General features: G+C 69.6%; 17 protein-coding genes, 2 pseudogenes and 1 riboswitch. Of the genes and pseudogenes, 9 read left to right on the top strand and 10 right to left on the bottom strand.

Features of this window, described 5'->3' with window-relative positions; all coding sequences use genetic code 11:
* Window positions 1-28 precede the first annotated feature (28 nt).
* Window positions 29-457 carry a heme-binding protein gene (locus tag J7E89_RS16605; RefSeq protein WP_214974247.1) on the top strand — a complete coding sequence of 143 codons (429 nt, stop codon included), beginning with the start codon at window positions 29-31 and terminating at the stop codon, window positions 455-457.
* Between the two features lie 38 nt (window positions 458-495).
* Here the strand turns inward: J7E89_RS16605 and J7E89_RS16600 are convergent, their stop codons facing one another.
* A complete protein-coding gene (locus J7E89_RS16600; RefSeq protein WP_214974245.1) occupies window positions 496-1,368 on the bottom strand; it encodes a GNAT family N-acetyltransferase in 873 nt (290 codons plus the stop codon).
* Window positions 1,369-1,372: 4 nt separating this feature from the next.
* Window positions 1,373-1,903, bottom strand: a complete 531-nt coding sequence (locus J7E89_RS16595) for a DUF2269 domain-containing protein (protein WP_214974244.1) — start codon at window positions 1,901-1,903, stop codon at window positions 1,373-1,375.
* 77 nt (window positions 1,904-1,980) lie between these two features.
* On the opposite strand from J7E89_RS16595, the pseudogene J7E89_RS16590 reads away from it, so the two are divergent.
* Together J7E89_RS16590 and J7E89_RS16585 are read left to right on the top strand one after the other, a co-directional pair.
* A pseudogene (locus tag J7E89_RS16590) lies at window positions 1,981-2,612 on the top strand (HAD family hydrolase).
* 369 nt (window positions 2,613-2,981) lie between these two features.
* Window positions 2,982-4,517 (top strand): globin domain-containing protein, encoded by a 1,536-nt coding sequence (locus J7E89_RS16585; RefSeq protein ID WP_214974243.1) that lies wholly within the window; start codon window positions 2,982-2,984, stop codon window positions 4,515-4,517.
* A 14-nt stretch (window positions 4,518-4,531) separates the two neighbouring features.
* Here J7E89_RS16585 and J7E89_RS16580 read toward each other — a convergent pair whose 3' ends face one another.
* From J7E89_RS16580 to J7E89_RS16565, 4 genes are all read right to left on the bottom strand, one after another.
* Complete coding sequence (locus J7E89_RS16580) at window positions 4,532-5,047, bottom strand: NUDIX domain-containing protein (RefSeq protein WP_214974242.1); 516 nt, start codon at window positions 5,045-5,047, stop codon at window positions 4,532-4,534.
* Between the two features lie 68 nt (window positions 5,048-5,115).
* Window positions 5,116-6,012, bottom strand: coding sequence for a LysR family transcriptional regulator (locus J7E89_RS16575; protein ID WP_214974311.1), 897 nt, complete (start codon window positions 6,010-6,012; stop codon window positions 5,116-5,118).
* Between the two features lie 204 nt (window positions 6,013-6,216).
* Window positions 6,217-7,365 (bottom strand): cystathionine gamma-lyase, encoded by a 1,149-nt coding sequence (locus J7E89_RS16570; RefSeq protein ID WP_214974241.1) that lies wholly within the window; start codon window positions 7,363-7,365, stop codon window positions 6,217-6,219.
* Between the two features lie 3 nt (window positions 7,366-7,368).
* The gene (locus J7E89_RS16565; RefSeq protein WP_214974240.1) at window positions 7,369-7,746 is read right to left on the bottom strand and encodes a phage holin family protein; all 378 of its coding nucleotides are present in this window, start codon (window positions 7,744-7,746) and stop codon (window positions 7,369-7,371) included.
* A gap of 69 nt (window positions 7,747-7,815) precedes the next feature.
* Between J7E89_RS16565 and J7E89_RS16560 the strand changes: the two genes are divergently transcribed.
* The 4 genes and pseudogenes from J7E89_RS16560 to J7E89_RS16545 all read left to right on the top strand — a co-directional run bounded on the left by J7E89_RS16560 (window position 7,816) and on the right by J7E89_RS16545 (window position 9,674).
* Complete coding sequence (locus tag J7E89_RS16560; protein WP_214974238.1) at window positions 7,816-8,133, top strand: cupin domain-containing protein; 318 nt, start codon at window positions 7,816-7,818, stop codon at window positions 8,131-8,133.
* A 164-nt stretch (window positions 8,134-8,297) separates the two neighbouring features.
* Window positions 8,298-8,519 (top strand): DUF5326 family protein, encoded by a 222-nt coding sequence (locus J7E89_RS16555; RefSeq protein WP_214974310.1) that lies wholly within the window; start codon window positions 8,298-8,300, stop codon window positions 8,517-8,519.
* A gap of 132 nt (window positions 8,520-8,651) precedes the next feature.
* A pseudogene (locus tag J7E89_RS16550) lies at window positions 8,652-9,183 on the top strand (helix-turn-helix domain-containing protein).
* A 47-nt stretch (window positions 9,184-9,230) separates the two neighbouring features.
* Entirely contained in the window at window positions 9,231-9,674 is a 444-nt protein-coding gene (locus J7E89_RS16545) for an SsgA family sporulation/cell division regulator (RefSeq protein WP_214974236.1), read from the top strand.
* A 17-nt stretch (window positions 9,675-9,691) separates the two neighbouring features.
* Here J7E89_RS16545 and J7E89_RS16540 read toward each other — a convergent pair whose 3' ends face one another.
* A complete protein-coding gene (locus J7E89_RS16540; protein ID WP_214974234.1) occupies window positions 9,692-11,020 on the bottom strand; it encodes a YibE/F family protein in 1,329 nt (442 codons plus the stop codon).
* A 71-nt stretch (window positions 11,021-11,091) separates the two neighbouring features.
* Window positions 11,092-11,229, top strand: a riboswitch (TPP riboswitch).
* Here J7E89_RS16540 and thiC point away from each other — a divergent pair.
* Together thiC and J7E89_RS16530 are read left to right on the top strand one after the other, a co-directional pair.
* Window positions 11,222-12,997: a phosphomethylpyrimidine synthase ThiC gene (gene thiC, locus J7E89_RS16535; protein WP_214974233.1), complete on the top strand. Its 1,776-nt coding sequence runs from the start codon at window positions 11,222-11,224 to the stop codon at window positions 12,995-12,997. Its footprint overlaps the riboswitch before it by 8 nt.
* 109 nt (window positions 12,998-13,106) lie before the next feature.
* Window positions 13,107-14,210, top strand: a complete 1,104-nt coding sequence (locus J7E89_RS16530; protein ID WP_214974232.1) for a hypothetical protein — start codon at window positions 13,107-13,109, stop codon at window positions 14,208-14,210.
* A 3-nt stretch (window positions 14,211-14,213) separates the two neighbouring features.
* On the opposite strand, the gene J7E89_RS16525 is transcribed toward J7E89_RS16530, so the two are convergent.
* From J7E89_RS16525 to J7E89_RS16515, 3 genes are all read right to left on the bottom strand, one after another.
* Window positions 14,214-15,044, bottom strand: a complete 831-nt coding sequence (locus J7E89_RS16525) for a hypothetical protein (RefSeq protein ID WP_214974231.1) — start codon at window positions 15,042-15,044, stop codon at window positions 14,214-14,216.
* Window positions 15,045-15,227: 183 nt separating this feature from the next.
* Window positions 15,228-16,349, bottom strand: a complete 1,122-nt coding sequence (locus J7E89_RS16520) for a metallophosphoesterase (protein ID WP_374196829.1) — start codon at window positions 16,347-16,349, stop codon at window positions 15,228-15,230.
* A 161-nt stretch (window positions 16,350-16,510) separates the two neighbouring features.
* Window positions 16,511-17,623 (bottom strand): LacI family DNA-binding transcriptional regulator, encoded by a 1,113-nt coding sequence (locus J7E89_RS16515; RefSeq protein WP_214974229.1) that lies wholly within the window; start codon window positions 17,621-17,623, stop codon window positions 16,511-16,513.
* Between the last annotated feature and the right edge of the window lie 295 nt (window positions 17,624-17,918).

Genomic DNA, 17,918 nt, shown 5'->3' with positions numbered 1-17,918 from the left:
TCCCCCTGCACAACCAAGGAGTGCCTCCATGAGCAACACCGCCACCGCTGTCGTCCCGCTGACCATCCAGGACGCCGAAGCCCTCGTCGATGCCGCTCGCCGCGCGGCTGAGGACGCGGGGGTCGCGGTCGCTGTCACCGTTCTCGACGCGGGCGGGCACCTGCTCGCGTTCCGGCGCGACGACCGGGCCGTACTGATCGCCGGCGAGACCAGCACCCGCAAGGCCTACACCGCGCTCCAGCTGAACGCTCCGACAGCCGACCTTGTCGACGCGGTTCAGCCTGGTGGGCTCTTCCACACCCTGCCGACCGCGCTCGACCGTCCCCTGCTGTTCATCGCGGGTGGCGTACCGGTCCGTCGCGGCGGCCGCCTGATCGGTGCGATCGGCGTGGGTGGCGGAGCGCCGGACCGGGACCACGGCTTCGCGAACGCGGCGGCAGAAGCCCTCGGCCGGTAGCGCGTGGCTGGTAGCCGACAGGCCCCGGCCGTCCGCCGTCAGCCCGCCGCGAGCGTCAGTGGGGCGAAGCGGCGGGTCCAGTCGCCGGGGAGGGCGGGGATCCCGTAGGTCATGACGGTGTTGAAGGCGACCGGCTCCAGGCCGTGCGCCTTCAGCCATTCCAGCAGGTCCTCGTGGCGTACGTCGATGTCGGTGCGCAGCGGGCGGTCCGTACCGGCGGCCAGTGAGGCGATCAGTGCCTTGGCGGTCTCGGTGTCGCGGGCGATCAGCGGCCCCACGACATGGGTTTGCATATTGGGCCAGGCGGCGGCGTAGCCGATGAGGCCGCTCTCGTCCTCGGCGACGCGGATCTGGTCGGCGAAGGCGGGAAGGCGCGTGAGCATGTGGGTGCGGTCCAGGCCGAAGACTTCGGTGTCCAGGCGCAGGATCTTGGGCAGGTCGTCGGCGGTGGCGGGGCGGGTCGGTACGCCGGCCGGGGGCCCGGAGGGGCGGAAGTGGCCGCGGATCATCTCGGCCTTGCCGGTCACGGTGAAGCCGAGGTCTTCGTAGAGCGGGCGGCCCTGGGGGGTGGCGTGCAGGGTGAGGGGGGTGTCGCCGGCTTCCGCGAGGAGGTGCCGCATGAGGCGGCGGCCGATGCCCTGTCGTGCGTGGCGTTCAGCGACGAGGACCATGCCGATCGCGGAGAGTCCGGGTTCGGACGAGGTCCCGGGGGCGTACGACGTGAGGACGGCGGCGGCAGCGAGGCCTTTTCCTTCTGGTGCGTCGATGCCGTAGCCGGTGCCGGCTGCGAGCAGCAGGCCCCATCGGTGCTCCTCGCGTGGCCAGCTCCTGTCTTCGGACAGGTCGGCGCAGGCGGTGAGGTCGCCCAGGGTCAGGCGGCGGATGGGGAGATCGGTGTGCGCAGTCGGCATTGGATCAGGCTGGCTGACGTACTGATCGTCCGTCCACCGCTTTACGTGAAGAGGAGGCGACGGCTCGGGAACGCCGGCCGCGGCGGGTGAGTCCCCAGGGCTTGAGGACTGAGATCGCGGTCATGAAGAAGTAGGCACTGGATGCGACGATCGGCGCGGCGACCAGGCTGCTGTCGGGGATGCCGTGGGCCGCGGCCGCGCTGATTTCGGGGCGCAGCGCGAAGATCGTCGCAGCGCCTGTGATGACAGTGAGCCAGAACTTCACCCAGACCCAGCGGTGTCTGGCCAGGCCCCACGGTGTGCCGAGGGACAGCACCAGCCCGGTGGCCAGTGACAGTAGCGCGACGGGTGCGATGAGCCAGTCGCCGAAGACTTTCATGGAGGTGTAGGAGGCCTGCGTGATGGCGGGGGACTCGGTTGTGTAGGCGGTGATGCCGAGAGCGAGCAGTCCGACCGTGAGGCCGAGCCAGCCCACGGAGGCGGCGACGTGCGTGACGAGGAGTACCCGGCGTGCGGGGCGAGGGAGTGGTTTCACGTGAAACACCGTGCCTGGCGGCGGGCCGGTCCGGCGTCTGACGGGGGGAGTAACCGCGCGTACTAGCCTCGGCGTACATGACGAGACTTCATCTCTTCGATCTCGACGGAACGCTGATGCGCGGCTCGGCGGCGGCTGTCGAGATCTCCCGCCAGCTGGGTGTGAGCGCCGAGATCGCGGAGCTGGAGCGGGATTTTCTGGTGCGGGGTATGGCGCCCGACGAGTTCGCCGTACGGCCAGGGAGCTGTGGGCGGAGCTCACCGAGGCGCAGGTGGCGGCGGCCTTCGAGGGTGCGCCGTGGCTGTCGGGCATTGAGGAGGTGTGGGCGGACATCCGCTCGCGCGGTGAGTACTGCGCCGTGATCTCGCTGTCTCCGGACTTCTTTGTGGAGCGGCTGCTGGCCTGGGGTGCGCATGCCGCACATGGCTCGCGCTGGCCGGCGGTGCCCTTCCTGGAGCCGGTGGAGCGGGCGGGGATCTTGAATGCGGCCGCGAAAGTGAAGATCGCTGAACGGCTCTGTGAAGAATTCGGGCTGCTTCGGAGTGACTGCGTGGCTTACGGGGATTCGATGTCGGACGCGGAGATCTTCGCAGCGGTGCCGATTTCTGTGGCCGTCAACGCGGATCACCATGTGTCGGACCTTGCGGTGCTTGCCTATTGGGGAGGCGATCTGCGCGAGGCGTACGAACTGGTGCAGTCCCGCCGGTAATTCTGGAATAGCCGCAGAGCGGGCGTGGGCCGACGAGTGGGGGCTGTAGCGGCAGGGGGCTTGTGCGCCGCGCTACCGCCGGTAGTGTCGACTCCGGTTTGCTCCTGGTGGCCTTACTGCGTAAGGCATGGGGCAAAAGGAGCCTAACCAGAAAACGGGTTCGGATGCCCGGACTTCCTGGTCTTTGTCCGATGCGGGAGCGGTGCCTGGCATGCTGCGACGACGGAACTGCGGGCAATGTCACACTTTTGTCCGGCTCACCCCAAATGGGGGTGGGGGCGTGATTAGTGTGAGCCACCGGCAGCACTGACTGAACTGACCGGACTGAAGCGCAGACCGACCGAAAGATGTTCGAGGCGAGGCACATCTATGGACGCTCCGACCACCACGCCGGCCGATACCGGCACTTCCGGTGACAGCGGCGGCGGCTGGTTCAAGCCGCGCAGGCAGCCGGGTGCGGGGCCCCAGCGGCCGCCCGGCCACGGCTCGGACCCGGGTCAGGACCGGATACCGGGGGCGGGTGCGAGCCGCCCGAGCCGCCCGGTGTCCGCGATACGCCCGGTGGGCACCGGCGCCTCACGGCCCCAGCCCGCCGCCGCTCCCACCATGCCCCCCGCAGCCGAAGCGCCCGCGCCTGCTCCCGCCCCCGCGCCTGCTCCCATGGCCGCAGCGCCCGCTGCCGAAGCACAAGCCCGCGAGCCGCAAGCCGCCGAGCCGCGAGTTCCTGAGCCGCGAGCCCCCGAGCGCCAAGAGGCGCCCGCCGCCCCCGCCGCCCCCGCAGCGCACGCTGCCCCCGTGTCCCCCGACGCGGCCCTCATCCGCCGCACCCTCGCCGACGTCGGCGACGATGCCGGCAAGGTCACGTCGTACTTCTACGCGCTGCTCTTCACCCGCCACCCCGAGCTGCGCGCGCTGTTCCCCGCCGCCATGGACACCCAGCGCGACCGGCTCCTGAAAGCGCTGCTGACCGCCGCCGAGCACATCGACAACAAGCCGGTGCTCATCGAGTACCTGCGCAATCTGGGCCGCGGCCATCGCAAGTACGGCACCCAGGCGTCCCACTACCCGGCGGTCGGTGAGGCGCTGCTCGGGGCGCTGGCCCGTTACGCGACGTCCACCTGGGACGACGAGTCCGAGGCCGCGTGGATCCGTACGTACACCGCTATCTCGCAGATCATGATCGACGCGGCCGCCGAGAACGAGCTGCGCGCGCCCGCCTGGTGGCAGGCCGAGGTCGTCTCGCACGACCTGCGTACACCCGACATAGCGGTCATCACTTTGCGCCCCGACCAGCCCTACCCCTTCCTGGCCGGCCAGTACACGAGCCTGGAAACGCCGTGGTGGCCGCGGATCTGGCGGCACTACTCCTTCGCCGCCGCCCCCCGCCCCGACGGCCTGCTGTCCTTCCACGTCAAGGCGGTCCCGGCCGGCTGGGTGTCCAACGCCCTCGTCCATCGCGCCCGGCCCGGTGACACCGTGCGCCTCGGCCCGCCGGCCGGCTCGATGACTGTCGACCACACCACCGACAGCGGTCTGCTCTGCCTGGGCGGCGGCACCGGCATCGCGCCCATCAAGGCGCTCGTCGAGGACGTGGCCGAGCACGGCGAGCGCCGTCCCGTCGACGTCTTCTACGGCGCCCGCACCGACTACGACCTGTACGACATCGACACCATGCTGCGCCTCCAGCAGTCCCACTCGTGGCTCTCGGTGCACCCGGTGGTCGACGGCAGGACGCACTTCCCGGACGCGGTGCTGGAGTACGGCCCGTGGAACTCCCACGACGCCTACCTGTCCGGCCCGCCCGGCATGATCCGCAGCGGCGTCGACGCCCTCCGGAACCTGGGGATCCCCGGCGATCGCATCCGCCACGACTCCATCGAAGAGCTGGTGGCGGCGGGCGACTAGCGACCAGGGATCTGTCAGCCCAGGTCGTGGGCGTGCATGGCCCGTACGCCCTCGATGTTGCCGTCCAGGTAGTGCCGCAGCGACAGCGGTACGAGATGCACCGCAGCGATCCCGACCCGGCTGAAGGGCACCCGTACGATCTCGTACTGACCGCACGGCTCGTCGATTTCGGGCCCGTGCCGCAGGGCGGGGTCCATGGACTCCAGGCGGCAGACGAAGAAGTGCTGCACTTTTACGCCTGTGACTCCGCCGCCCGCGATGTGCTCGACGGTGTCGACGAAGCAGGGCACCACGTCGGTGATCTTCGCGCCGAGTTCCTCGTCGAGTTCGCGGTGCAGGGCCTCGACGACGGTGGCGTCCTCCGGTTCGACGCCGCCGCCCGGCGTGAGCCAGTACGGATCGACGCCCGGCTTGGTGCGCTTGATCAGGATCAGGTCGTCGCCGTCGAGCAGGATGGCGCGTGCGGTGCGTTTGACCACGGGCCTCGCGGGTGCGGGTGTGGTCCCCTCGGGAAAAGAGGTGCCGGTCATGGCAATACAGTGGCCCACCTCGCCCGTTCTGAAACTCCCGCACCGCTGCTGGATGCCGGCGTGTCGGCTCAGGACCAGTCGGTGGCGGCGCGCAGCAGCCACTCGTGCGCCCGCGCGATGTGCGGCAGGGCGAGCGTGCCGGTGCGTACGGCCAGGAAGTAGGTCCGCAGGGGCGGCACGGGAGGGTCGAAGAGCGCCACGACTTCCCCGCGCTCCAGTGCCTCTTCGCACAGATAGCGCGGCAGTACGGCGAGTCCCGCGCCCGCGGCCGTGGCGGACAGCACCGCCCGCAGGTCGGGTGCGACGACGGTGCCGGCCGCGGCCGGCCGGGCGTCGAAGACGGTGGTCCAGTAGCGGGTGACCAGCGGCAGCGACTCGTGCACCTCCACCACCGGTAATTGCTCCAGTACCCGTGGCCCCTTGCGGCGCAGCAGGCCGGGGCCGATCCTTCCGGCCCAGCGCGGTGCGGCGATCAGGACGTGTTCCTCGTCGCAGAGGGCGGTCCCGGTGAGGATGGTGCCGCGCGGCCGGTCCGTGGAGATGGCGAGGTCGTGGTGTCCGGCGGCGAGGCCTTCGAGGCTCTCCTGGGCGTTCGCGAAGGAGATGCGCAGCGTCAGGCCCTGTGCGATGAGCGGGGAGAGGGTGGGCAGGACGCGTACGGAGGTGAACTCCGGTGGCCCCGCGAGGTGCAGCGTCCGTACGCCGGAATCCTCGTCGAGTCCCGCCTCGGTGATCTCGACGAGTGCGTCGAGGTGAGGCGCTGCCCGGTGGGCGAGCTCGTCGCCGACGGTTGTGGGGGTTACGCCGCGGGCCTGGCGCAGGAACAGCGGGCGGCCCAGTTGCCGTTCCAGGGTGCGGATCTGGCTGGTGACCGCGGGCTGGGAGAGTCCGAGGAGGGCGGCGGCGCGGGTGAAGGAGCCGGCTCGGTGAACCGTGACGAACGTGCGGAGCAGAGCCAGGTCCATGGCGCGGCCTCCCGTCCCGGCGGGGTCGCCGACGGTCACAACTATAAATATGTCGATAGGTCTCTGTCGCTACTGTGATTGGACACTGACGCAGAGTCAACTAGCCTTTGTTTCGCGGTTCTTCGCGCGTGGAACCGGGACGGTCCGAGCCATGAGGGGGGAGGCTCGGACCGTCCGTTGTACTTGCGGGACGTAGCGGCCGCGCTACGGAGCCGCCTCGTCGAGCGCGCGCAGTACGTCTGCCACCAGGTCCTCGGGGTCCTCGGCCCCGACGGAGAAGCGGACGAAGCCTTCCGGTACGGCGTCGCCGCCCCATCGCCCGCGCCGCTCGGCCGTCGAGCGTACGCCGCCGAAACTGGTCGCGTCGTCGGCCAGCCGCAGCCCGTCGAGGAACCGCTCGGCGTAAGCGCGGTCGGGCAGCGTGAAGGAGACGACGCAGCCGAAGCGGCGCATCTGGCGCGAGGCGACGGCGTACGACGGGTCGCCGGGCAGTCCGGGATGTCGCAAGCCGCTGACAGCCGTGTGCTCGCGCAGGGCTTCGGCGAGGGCCAGCGCGTTCGCGCCCTGCTTGTCGGCGCGCAGCTGGAGGGTGGCCAGGGAGCGGTGCGCCAGCCAGGCCTCCATGGGGCCGGGGATGGCCCCGACGACCTTGCGCCAGCGCCGTACGCGCGCCGCGAGGCGGGCGTCGCGGCAGGTCACGTAGCCGAGCAGGACGTCGCCGTGGCCGGTGAGGCCCTTGGTGCCGCTCGCGACGGAGAAGTCCGCCCCCAGCTCCAGGGGCCGCTGCCCGAGTGGTGTGGCGAGGGTGTTGTCGACGGCGACCAGCGCTCCGGCGTCGTGCGCGGCGTCCGCGAGCCTGCGGATGTCGCAGACGTCGAGCCCCGGGTTGGAGGGCGTCTCGATCCACAGCAGCCGCGCTCCGTCGAGTATGCCGAGCTGGGCGTCGCCGCCGGTGGGTGCGGTGCGCACGGTCACGTCGTACGCCGCCAGCTGTTCGCGTACGAGCGCGAGCGCCTGGTAGCCGTCGTCGGGCAGTACGACCGTGTCGCCGGCCCGCGTCTGGGAGAGGAGGACGGCGGAGACGGCGGCCATGCCGGAGGCGAAGACGACCGTCTCGACGCCGGTCTCCGCCGGCGCCTCCAGTTCGCCGATGGCCCGCTCAAGGTGCGTCCAGGTGGGGTTCTCGTCGCGCCCGTAGGTGTACGGACCGGTCGGCTCGCCGGGCAGGTGGTAGTGCGCGGCGAAGACCGGTCCCGGGAGCGTCGGTTCGTACGCGACAGGCTCGGGAAGGCCTGCGCGTACGGCCCGGGTGCCGTCTCCCACGGCGTTGTCGGGCTTGGTCCGGGGGCTCATGCGTCAGTCCTTGTCGGGCAGGATGACGTTCAGCGCCCACGAGACGATGCTGATGATCAGGCCGCCGAGCACGGCCGTCCAGAAGCCCTCGACGTGGAAGCTGAGGTCGACCTTGTCGGCCAGCCAGGAGGTCAGCAGCAGCATCAGCGCGTTGATCACCAGGGTGATCAGGCCGAGAGTGAGGATGAAGAGAGGCAGCGTCAGCAGCTTCACGACCGGCTTGACGACGAAGTTCACCAAGCCGAACAGGAGCGCGACGATGATCAGCGTCAGCGCCTTATTGCCGGTGCTCTCGCCGGTCAGGGTGATGTCGTGCACGAGCCAGATGGCTACCAGCAGGGCCCCGGCGTTGGCGATCGTCTTGACTAGAAAATTCATCATGTGTCTGATCGTGGCAGACATGATCTGCGCCGGACAGCGGTGCACGGCAGGGCGAGGGGCGGACGGACGATGAAGGCATTCCGACTGGACGAACTGGAGGCGGAGCGCGCCGCCAATGACGGTGCGTATCTGCAGTTCCTGCGGGAGAGGAACATGTCGGTCGGTCTGTACGCGCTGAACGCGGGCGAGAGCGACCCGCAGCAGCCGCACCGCGAGGACGAGGTGTACTTCGTTGTCAGCGGGCGCGCGTCGATCACTGTTGGCATGGAGACGACGCAGGTGGGGCGGGGCAGCGTGGTGTACGTACCGGCCGGTGTGCCGCACAAGTTCCATCACATCAGCGAGGATCTGCGGGTGATAGTCGTCTTCTCGCCGCCGGAAAGCTGACTCCGGAGGGCTGACGCCCGAGGGGCTGACGCGGAACTCGGGGTTCCCTAGGGGGCCGATCAGGGGTCTTCAAGGGCTCCGGGTGCCCCGCGAGCCACCCCTTCGCCCCTAGCATCGAGGTCAACGAAGCAGAACTCCGAGGGAGAAGAGGCAGGGCGATGGCTGTGCGGGAGATATTCGCGGGGATGCCGTGGTGGGTGAAGTGGGTCGCGGTGCCCGTCATCGCTCTGGTCGTGTTCGGCGGCGCCATCCTGAGCGCGATCGGCCTGCTGATCGGCCTGCTGTTCAAGGTGCTGCTCTTCGTGGCCCTGGTCGGCGGACTGATCTACGTCGTACGGAAGTTCATGGCGTCGTCCTCGTCCTCGTCGTCGGGCGGCGACTGGTAGCCGGCCTCGGTTAGCCCACCCGGGGGACAGGGGCGCGACAACCACTCTGCGCGCATGGGTTGGGCGGTTAGAGTGACGGCCGTGGCTACGTCACACACCGCCGCTGCTCCGACTCCCACTCCGACTCCGACCCTGATCGGTTCGGTTCAGCGAGCTCTGCGGCTTCTGGAGGCGGTGGCCGCCCATGCCGACGGTGCCCCGGCCAAGCAGCTCGCGCGGGAGGCCGGCCTTCCGCTCCCCACCGCCTATCACCTGCTGCGCACGCTGGCGTACGAGGGCTATCTGCGGCGTGAGGGCGGCGTGTTCGTGCTCGGCGAGGCGGCCGTGCGGCTGGCGGCCACGGGGGCGCGGCACCAATGTCGCGGCCTGATCACGTCTGGCCCGTCATCCGGTCGAGCCGCTCACGCCGTATTCGGTACGGGACCGAGGGGCGCTGCTGGAGCGGCTGCGGTCGATGGAGCGGATGCGGCCGGTCGTGGAACGCCAGGAGTACGCGGTCGGCTCGGTCTGTGCGGCCATTCCGATCACGGTCGGATCGACGGCCGGGGCGATGGCCATTTCTCTGCCTGCCGAACAGGAGCGGCGGCTGCTGCCCGCGGTTGACCAACTGCGCGGTGCGGTGGGCGGGCTGATCAGCTCGTTCGCATTCTCTATCAGTATCTGAAATATCACTCCTTGTGCCTCGGTCGGCGGTTCAAGCACGATGGGCGAATGCGCGAGTCGGTTCAGGCACAGGTCATGATGAACTTCCTTGTCTCGGAAGAGCTTTCCTTCCGGATCCCGGTGGAGCTTCAGTACGCGATCAGGGATCCGTACGCGGTCCGGATGACGTTCCACCTGCCCGGGGACGACCCCGTGACGTGGGCGTTCGGCCGGGAGCTGCTGCTCGACGGTCTCGGCAGGCCGTGCGGCGAGGGTGATGTGCACATCGAGCCGGCCGGCACCGGTTCCGATGACCCCCTGGAGGTTCACATCCGGCTTCAGGTCGCCGGGGAGCGCGCGTCGTTCAGTGCGAGCGCCGCCCCGCTGGCGGCCTTCCTCGACCGTACGGACAGGCTCGTGCCGCTGGGGCAGGAGGGCGCTCTCGCGGGCTTCGGCGGGGACGTTGAGGAAGCCCTCGACCGGATCCTCGCCGAGGAACAGAACGCCGGCTGAACGCCCTTGGGGGAAGGTCAGCGCTTGCGCCGCCGCCCCCCACCGCCGCTGCCACGTGCGGGGGACGCGTCCGCGCCGGACGCCGGACGGTCGGCCGAAACGACCAGCGCCGCGAGCGCGGTCGTCACCGGCACCGAGGCGACCAGGCCGATCGAGCCGACCAGTGTCCGTACGATCTCCTCCGCGACCAGCTCGCTGTTGGCGACCGTACCGACACTGCTCTGCGCGATCGAGAAGAGAAGCAGCAGCGGCAGCGCTGCGCCCGCGTACGCCAGCACGAGTGTGTTGACGACGGACGCGATGTGGTCGCGGCCGATGCGGATACCGGCCCGGTAGAGGGCGCGGGGGCCCATGGACGGGTCGGCCTGGTGGAGTTCCCAGACCGCCGACGTCTGGGTGACGGTCACGTCGTCGAGCACGCCGAGGGAGCCGATGATCACGCCCGCGAGCAGCAGGCCGCTCATGTCGATGTCCGGGTAGAGACCGTGGATGAGCCCGGTGTTGTCGTCCGTGTTGCCGCTGAGGTACGCCCAGCCGATGAAGAGCGAGCCGAGCAGCCCGATCAGCAGCAGCGAGATGAGCGTGCCGACGACGGCGACGGACGTACGGGCGGTCAGGCCGTGGCAGGCGTACAGCGCGATGAGCATGATGGCGCTGGCTCCGACGACCGCGACGATCAGCGGGTTCGAGCCCTGGAGGATGGCGGGGAGGATGAACAGCGTCAGGATCGCGAAGGACACGGCGAGCGCGATCAGCGCCATCAGGCCCTTCATGCGCCCGACGACGATCACCGCGAGGGCGAAGATCCCGGCGAGCAGCGACATGGGGATCGCGCGGTCGACATCGGTCACCGAGTACTGGAGGTCGCGGGGCGCGTCGGGGGCGTAGGCCACCACCACGCCCTGGCCCTCGTTCAGCTGCCTGGGCGCGTCGGGCTGGACGATCTCGGTGAAGGTACGGCCCTTGTCCTTGCCGGACGTGACCTCGATCGTCGCCCTCTCGCAGGTGCCCTGCTGGGCCTGCTGGGCCTCGCGGCCGGACGGGGTGGACGTGTCGCCGGTCGGGGGCACCTGAGCGGCGTTCACGTCCTTGCAGTCGACCTGCTGTACGGCCGTCACCTTGCCCGACACGGTCTGGCGGTCGAAACCGACACCGGTGCGCTCGTGTCCGGGCGCGCCGCCCGGCCAGAGCACGACAAGGCCGATGAAAACGGCCGTGGCGAACGGGATCAGCACGGCCGCGATGACCTTGCGCAGGTGCTTGGAGACGGGCGCGGCGGGCCCGTGGCTGTGGGTGTGGCCGTGGATTTCGGGCGTGGGCTGAGGGGCCGGCTGTGGGGACGTCACCGACCGATCATCCCAAGAACGGAGGGGGCCCTCTGTTCAGCGCGCCAGAAGGGACGCTAGCGTGGGGGCACCTTTGCACACGCGGGAGCTCGGAGCACCGGGCTGAGAGGGCGCTGACCTTCGTACGCAAAACCGTACGAAAGCCGCTGCGTCGACCGCCGAACCTGTTACCGGGTAATGCCGGCGTAGGGAGTAGGTCTCATGACCACAGCGGATGCACACACGCCTGCCACCAGTCAGGACGGGCGCAAGCCGGGCTGGCACAAGGGATACGTCTCAGGGCCCGAGGGCTCGCGGTCGGATCTTCGCGTGCCGGTCCGGCAGGTGCACCTCACCAACGGGAAGGACGTGACGCTGTACGACACGTCCGGCCCGTACACCGACCCGACGATCGAGACGGACGTACGCCGCGGACTCGCGCCGCTGCGCGAGAACTGGATCATCGGCCGCGGCGACACCGAGGAGTACGCGGGCCGTCCGGTCCGTCCCGAGGACGACGGGATCAAGCACACCTCGCCGCGCGGGGGCCTTCGGAACCTCGACGCGGTCTTCCCCGGGCGGCCGCGCCTGCCCCGCCGGGGCCGCGACGGTCAGGCCGTCACGCAGCTCGCGTACGCGCGCCGCGGGGACATCACGCCCGAGATGGAGTACGTGGCGATCCGCGAGAACGTGGCGCCCGAGGTCGTACGGGAAGAGATCGCGGCGGGCCGGGCGGTCCTGCCGGCGAACGTCAATCACCCGGAGATCGAGCCGATGATCATCGGCAAGCGGTTCCTGGTGAAGGTCAACGCCAACATCGGCAACTCGGCGGTCACTTCCTCCATCGAGGAGGAGGTGGACAAGATGACGTGGGCCACCAAGTGGGGCGCCGACACGGTCATGGACCTGTCGACCGGCCGCAACATCCACACCACCCGCGAGTGGATCCTGCGCAACGCTCCGGTGCCGATCGGCACCGTGCCGCTGTACCAGGCCCTGGAGAAGGTCGACGGCCGGGCGGAGGAGCTGACCTGGGAGGTCTACAAGGACACGGTCATCGAGCAGGCCGAGCAGGGCGTCGACTACATGACGGTCCACGCCGGTGTGCGGCTGGCGTACGTCCCGCTGACCGCCCGGCGCAAGACCGGCATCGTCTCGCGCGGCGGTTCGATCATGGCCGCGTGGTGCCTGGCGCACCACAAGGAGTCGTTCCTGTACGAGAACTTCGAGGAGCTGTGCGAGATCCTCGCGGCGTACGACGTGACGTACTCGCTCGGCGACGGCCTGCGGCCCGGCTCGATCGCGGACGCCAACGACGAGGCGCAGTTCGCCGAGTTGAAGACCCTCGGGGAACTCAACACGATCGCCAAGCGTCATAACGTGCAGACGATGATCGAGGGTCCGGGTCACGTCCCGATGCACAAGATCAAGGAGAACATCGACCTCCAGCAGGAAATCTGCGAGGAGGCCCCCTTCTATACGCTCGGCCCGCTCACTACGGACGTGGCCCCGGCGTATGACCACATCACCTCCGGCATCGGGGCGGCGATGATCGCGTGGTGGGGCACGGCCATGCTCTGCTACGTGACACCCAAGGAGCACCTGGGTCTGCCCAACCGTGACGACGTGAAGACGGGCGTCATCACCTACAAGATCGCGGCCCATGCGGCGGATCTCGCCAAGGGGCACCCGGGGGCGCAGGAGTGGGACGACGCGCTGTCGGACGCCCGCTTCGAGTTCCGCTGGGAGGACCAGTTCAACCTGGCCCTGGACCCGGACACGGCGCGGGCGTTCCACGACGAGACGCTGCCCGCCGAGCCGGCGAAGACCGCGCACTTCTGCTCCATGTGCGGGCCGAAGTTCTGCTCGATGAAGATCAGCCAGGACATCCGGCGTGAGCACGGCGGCACGCAGGACGAGATCGAGGCGGGCATGGCGGAGAAGTCCAAGGAGTTCGCCGCCGCCGGCAACCGGGTGTACCTCCCGATCGCGGACTGAGTCGCTGACGGGCCCCTGCCTGCCGTAAGGCGGGGGCCCATCGGCCGTGCGGTAACGGAACAGGCAAGAGCCACCCGCCTCTTGATCGTTTCTGCCTACGCTCGACGGCATGGGTGGAATCGACGTGGCCAATGGAGTGGTGGGCGCCCTGCTGGGCATGGTGTTCGCCACGCTGTTTCAGCAGCCTTTGCAGGACGCCTGGTTCAGGATCCGGCGGCGCTCGTCGAGTGCGGTCCGCAGCCTGCGCTCGCGCGGGGAGCCCAGCCGTGCGTGGACCACCTTCGCCCTGGGGCCGCTCCACACGTCTGCCCTGATCGTGGAGGGCGACGGTGAGTCCACGGTCACGGCCGATGCCATACACATCCAGGTTCTCGATGACGAAGTGGCCCTTCCTCCGGAAATGGCCGGGTGGCGTGACGAGATCGAAGCCCAGAGCGCTCAGCTCCAGGCCGGGGGCCGCACGCCCGTATGGAACGGTCCTCGTTACGCCGTCGAGGCGTTCGACATCTCGCGGAGCGCCCTCGACGAGCACCCCGAGGTCCACCTGAGACTGCGGCCCACGGACTACTACACGTTCCTGGCCGCTCAGCAGCTCGACCGCCGGCTGCCCAACGGCGGCACTCCGCGGTCCCAGTACCTCGACCCGGACCGTCCGTTGGACGCCCCGGCCTTCCTGCAGTGCAGCTTCGCCGTCAACGTCGCCGTGGTGACCGCCGACGACATGCTGGTGGTCAGTCAGCGAAGCGAACGGGTACGCATGGCGCCCGGGGTGTGGAACTCCTCCGTGAACGAGGGCCTGTCCCGGCACATCGACTCCTCCGGCCGCAACGCGCCGGACCTGTACGCCGTCGCCCGGCGCGGCATGCGCGAGGAACTCTCCCTGGAGCCGAACGAGTACACCCTCGCTCTGCTGGCCTTCGTGCTGGACGTCGACAAGCGCCACTGGAGCGCCCACTTCTACGCGCGCCTGAAGACCTTGACCCGCGAGGGCGTGCAGGCGCGCATGAGCAGAGGCGTCGCCGACCGGTGGGAACACCAGACGACGGAGTTCGTCCCCTTCCGCCCCGTGGACGTGTCCAGGTATCTGCTGCGTACGGATCGGATCCACCGGTGGGCGCCCCTGGCTCCCGCGCTGTTCCACCTGGCGCTGGTGCACGTCCACGGGCGTGCTTCGGTGGAGCGCGCGGAGGCGCAGGTGGTCCGCCGGCTGTAGGAATTACTCCGGTTTGTGGTCGGGTCCCCCGAAGTCGGGGCTGGAGAAGTCCGGGCTGGAGAAGCTCGGGCGCGGCCCCGGTGTGGTGCCGCCGTCCGGGCCGGGGCTGCTGTAGTCCGGCCGTGAGTACCCCAGGTCGGGGATGCGGCCGGCGGGCCGGCGCGGCGCCGGGGCGGCCGGGGGCGTACCCGGGTCGGCCAGGGCGTCTCGCAAAAACGGTACGACGCCCCGCTCCAGCAGGGCGTGGCGCCAGGCTTCCCTGGCCCGGTCGACCTCCTGCGTACGCTCGCTTCCGCGTCCTTCGGAGAACGCCGTAGAACCGTTGCGCAGAGCTGTCAGCAGCAGTCCGACGGCGGCGACCAGGATGCCCGCCGCCGTGAGCGCCCCGAAGATCCAGCCTGCTGTCAGGAGCGTCTGGGCGAAGGCGACCTCGGGCGTGAGCATCTTGAGGAGGTACCCGACGAGCAGGAAGATCGCCGCCGCGGTGCCGGCGAGTACGGGTGTCAGGACGGCGACGACGGCGACGGCGCCCGCCCCCGTGGTCTCGGTGGCGTCGCCCATGGCGAGGACGGAGCCGGTGTGGGCGGCCGCCGCGGAGGGCGTGCGCCCTTCTTCGCGGACCTTTACGTAGTGGTCGTATTCGACGGCGGCGGCCGCGGCGACGATCGCACTGGCGTTCATTGCCATGGTGCGCAGTTGTTCCGTGTTGAGCCGCTGCCCGACGGCGGCCAGTTCCGGGCGATGGTGAGCGGTGCGCAGTGCCTCGTCGAGGACGCGTTCGTATTCCGGTCGGTCCTCGGCCAGCAGGTGCGGAGCGCTGCTGTTCATGTGCATCCCCCGATGCTCCGTAGGGCCGGACAACCCGCTTAGGGCGGGTAATTGGGCGGAAACGGAGGAGAGCCTGCTACGGATAAGCCGATGGTAGAGCGCCTACGGCACGGGGTGACAGGGGGTTTCCGGAAATAGGGCCCAGTGGTAAGTGCGGCATGTATATGGCCGCGCCTTCCCCGGCGAAGTTCAGTTATGCAGGGGCAGTTGGACGACCAGCAGCTTTCCGGCCATGGTCACGCCGCCGTCCATGGCGATGGCGAGCCCGTCGGCGTACACGTGGGGGCCTTCCACGACCGGCCCGGAATTCTCGTCGCCGCCGTCCGAGCTCTCGTTGCCCACCTCGCCGAGGAGGTAGGGAATGGGGCTGTGACCATGGACGATGCGTTCGCCGCCGTACGCGTCGAGGAGCTCGCGCACGGCCTGGGCGCCGCCCTCGTCACGGAAGGCGAAGCGCTTGGTGAACTTGCGGAAGACGTCCCAGCACTCGTCGGCGTCGTTGCGGGTGAGGATGGCGTGGACTGTGTCGTTCACGTCTTCGATGGTGCTGCCGTAATCGAGGTAGGCGGTTGTGTCGGAGTGGGTCAGCAGATGCGCGTCTTCCAGCGCGACGGCGTCGAGGCGCGACATCCACTGAAGGTGTACGTCCTGGAGCCGGTCCATGTCGGCCTTCTGGCCGCCGTTGAGGAGCCAGGCGGCCTGGAAAGTAGCGGTGCCCGCCCCGGAGTTGACGGGCGTGTCGCCGAACCGTTTGGCGCCGATGAGCAGCAGCTCGTGGTTGCCCATGAGGGCTTTGCAGTAGCCGCCGGCGGCCGCGGCCTCGGCGGACAGGCGCATCACGAGGTCGATGACGCCGATGCCGTCGGGTCCGCGGTCGGTGAAGTCGCCGAGGAACCAGAGCCGGGCGTTGCCTGCCGCCCAGTGGCCCTCGGCGTCGATCAGGCCCTGCTCGGCGAGGGCGGCGTACAGCTCGTCGAGATAGCCGTGCACATCGCCGACGACGAAGAGCGGGCCGAGGCCCTCACCGGCAGCGGGCCGCGGGTCGGGCTCGGTCTGCACGCTCACCTGCACCGTGTCTCCGGGACCGCTGCGGCTGATCACCGGGAGGTCGCGCTGCGTGGGTGTGTAGCCCTCCGGCTCCTCGTCGGGGGCGTAGGCGCTCTCGTACGGGCTCGCGTAGGCGTTCCCGAAAGCGTTCGTGTGCGCGGGATCGGGGGCCTGTGCGTACGGCGGTACGCGGAAGTCCCGCAATGTAGCCGTCCGCACTGCGGGTCCCTGACCGGCCCCCTGAGTCATCGACCCCTCCACCACCGTCGCGCGCCGCCGTACACCTTTGGGTCCCACCTGGTCGTGGTTGGTCCGCGGTGTCGTGCGCCCATCATAGGAATGAGGCTCGTGGTCTGTGACGCACCAGGGGTGGTGAATCCGGATGCGCGCGCGGTTCGATGGTTGTTTCGTACCGATTGGGGGGTTCAGTCCCCGGCAGGTGAGCGCGGCGGACTCACCGTGGTGCGGGGCGGCCGGCGCTGTGAAGACGTCCGGACGATGAGTTCGGTCGGTATCACCTGTTCGACGGGACTGTCGGTATTGATGCCTTCGATGGCGTCGATGAGGAGCTGGACCACGGCGGTGCCGATGCGGCGTGGCTTGAGCGAGAGCGTGGTGATGGGCGGTTCGGTGGCGGCGTACACGGTCGATTCGCTGCAGCAGACGAGCAGCAGGTCCTCGGGTACGCGCAGCCCGTAGCGGCGGGCGGCGGCGAGCAGGTCGGTGCCGTTGGGGTCGAAGAGTCCGTACACGGCGTCGGGCCGGTCCGGTCGGGCGAGCAGCCGGTCGGCGGCAACGGCGCCGGCGCACGGGTCGTGTGCCGGGTAGGACTCGTAGACGGGGTCCTGTCCGACGCGCTCGCACCAGCGCAGGTACGCGTCGGTGGACAGGCGGGTGTAGGTGTCGGTGGTGTTGCCGGTGAGCAGCCCGATGCGGCGGGCTCCGGCGTCGGCGAGGTGGTCGAGCAGGTCGAGGACGGCGGCTTCGTGGTCGTTGTCGACCCAGGCGGTCACGGGCAGGGTGCCGGCAGGCCGGCCGTCGGAGACGACGGGAAGGCCCTGGCGGACGAGCTCGGTGACGACCGCGTCCTGGTCGGACGGGTCGATGACGACGGTGCCGTCGAGGGCGACGTTCGACCAGACGTCGTGGCGGGAGGTGGCGGGGAGGATGACTAGGGCGTATCCGCGGGCGAGTGCGGCGGAGGTCGCCGCTCTCGCCATCTCGGCGAAGTACGCGAATTCGGTGAAGGTGAAAGGTTCATCCCCGTAGGTGGTCACGGTCAGGCCGATGAGGCCCGACTTGCCGGTACGGAGGGTTCTGGCCGCCGCGGAGGGGCGGTAGCCCAGTCTCTCGGCGACCTCGCGAACATGGCTGCGGGTGGCGTCCGGGAGCCGGCCCTTGCCGTTGAGCGCGTCGGAGACCGTCGTAATCGAGACACCGGCTGCGGCGGCTACGTCTCGAATGCCCGCTCGTCCTGGCCGGGTGCTCCGCCGGGGGGTTTCCGTCCGGCTCACCTGATGCTTCCCTGCTGCTGTCATGGCGAGCCGATAGTAGGGCTCGGGCGGGCGGTTAGGGCGGATGCATATGCAGTCGTTGACAGGAACGTTTCTGCAAGGTGATATCTGCCCAATTGCCTTTGATTTAAAGGTAGTTGACGAGAAAGGCCGGTCAGTCGGGGCTGTCGACCGGCATGCTCCTGCCCACTGGCCGAGGTCTCGACGAGGTCTCAACTCACCTTCACGGGGGATGCGCGCCACGGAGTGAGCCACCGGCGCGCGCCGGAACGGGGAGCGCTCCCCCCATTCCGTGCGCCTGCCATTCGCAGCGCGGCGC

Origin of the sequence: Streptomyces sp. ISL-100, from assembly GCF_018614615.1 — a bacterium.
Taxonomy (GTDB): domain Bacteria; phylum Actinomycetota; class Actinomycetes; order Streptomycetales; family Streptomycetaceae; genus Streptomyces.
Note: the sequence above shows the minus strand (reverse complement) of the source record. Positions and strands in the feature narration are given on the sequence as shown.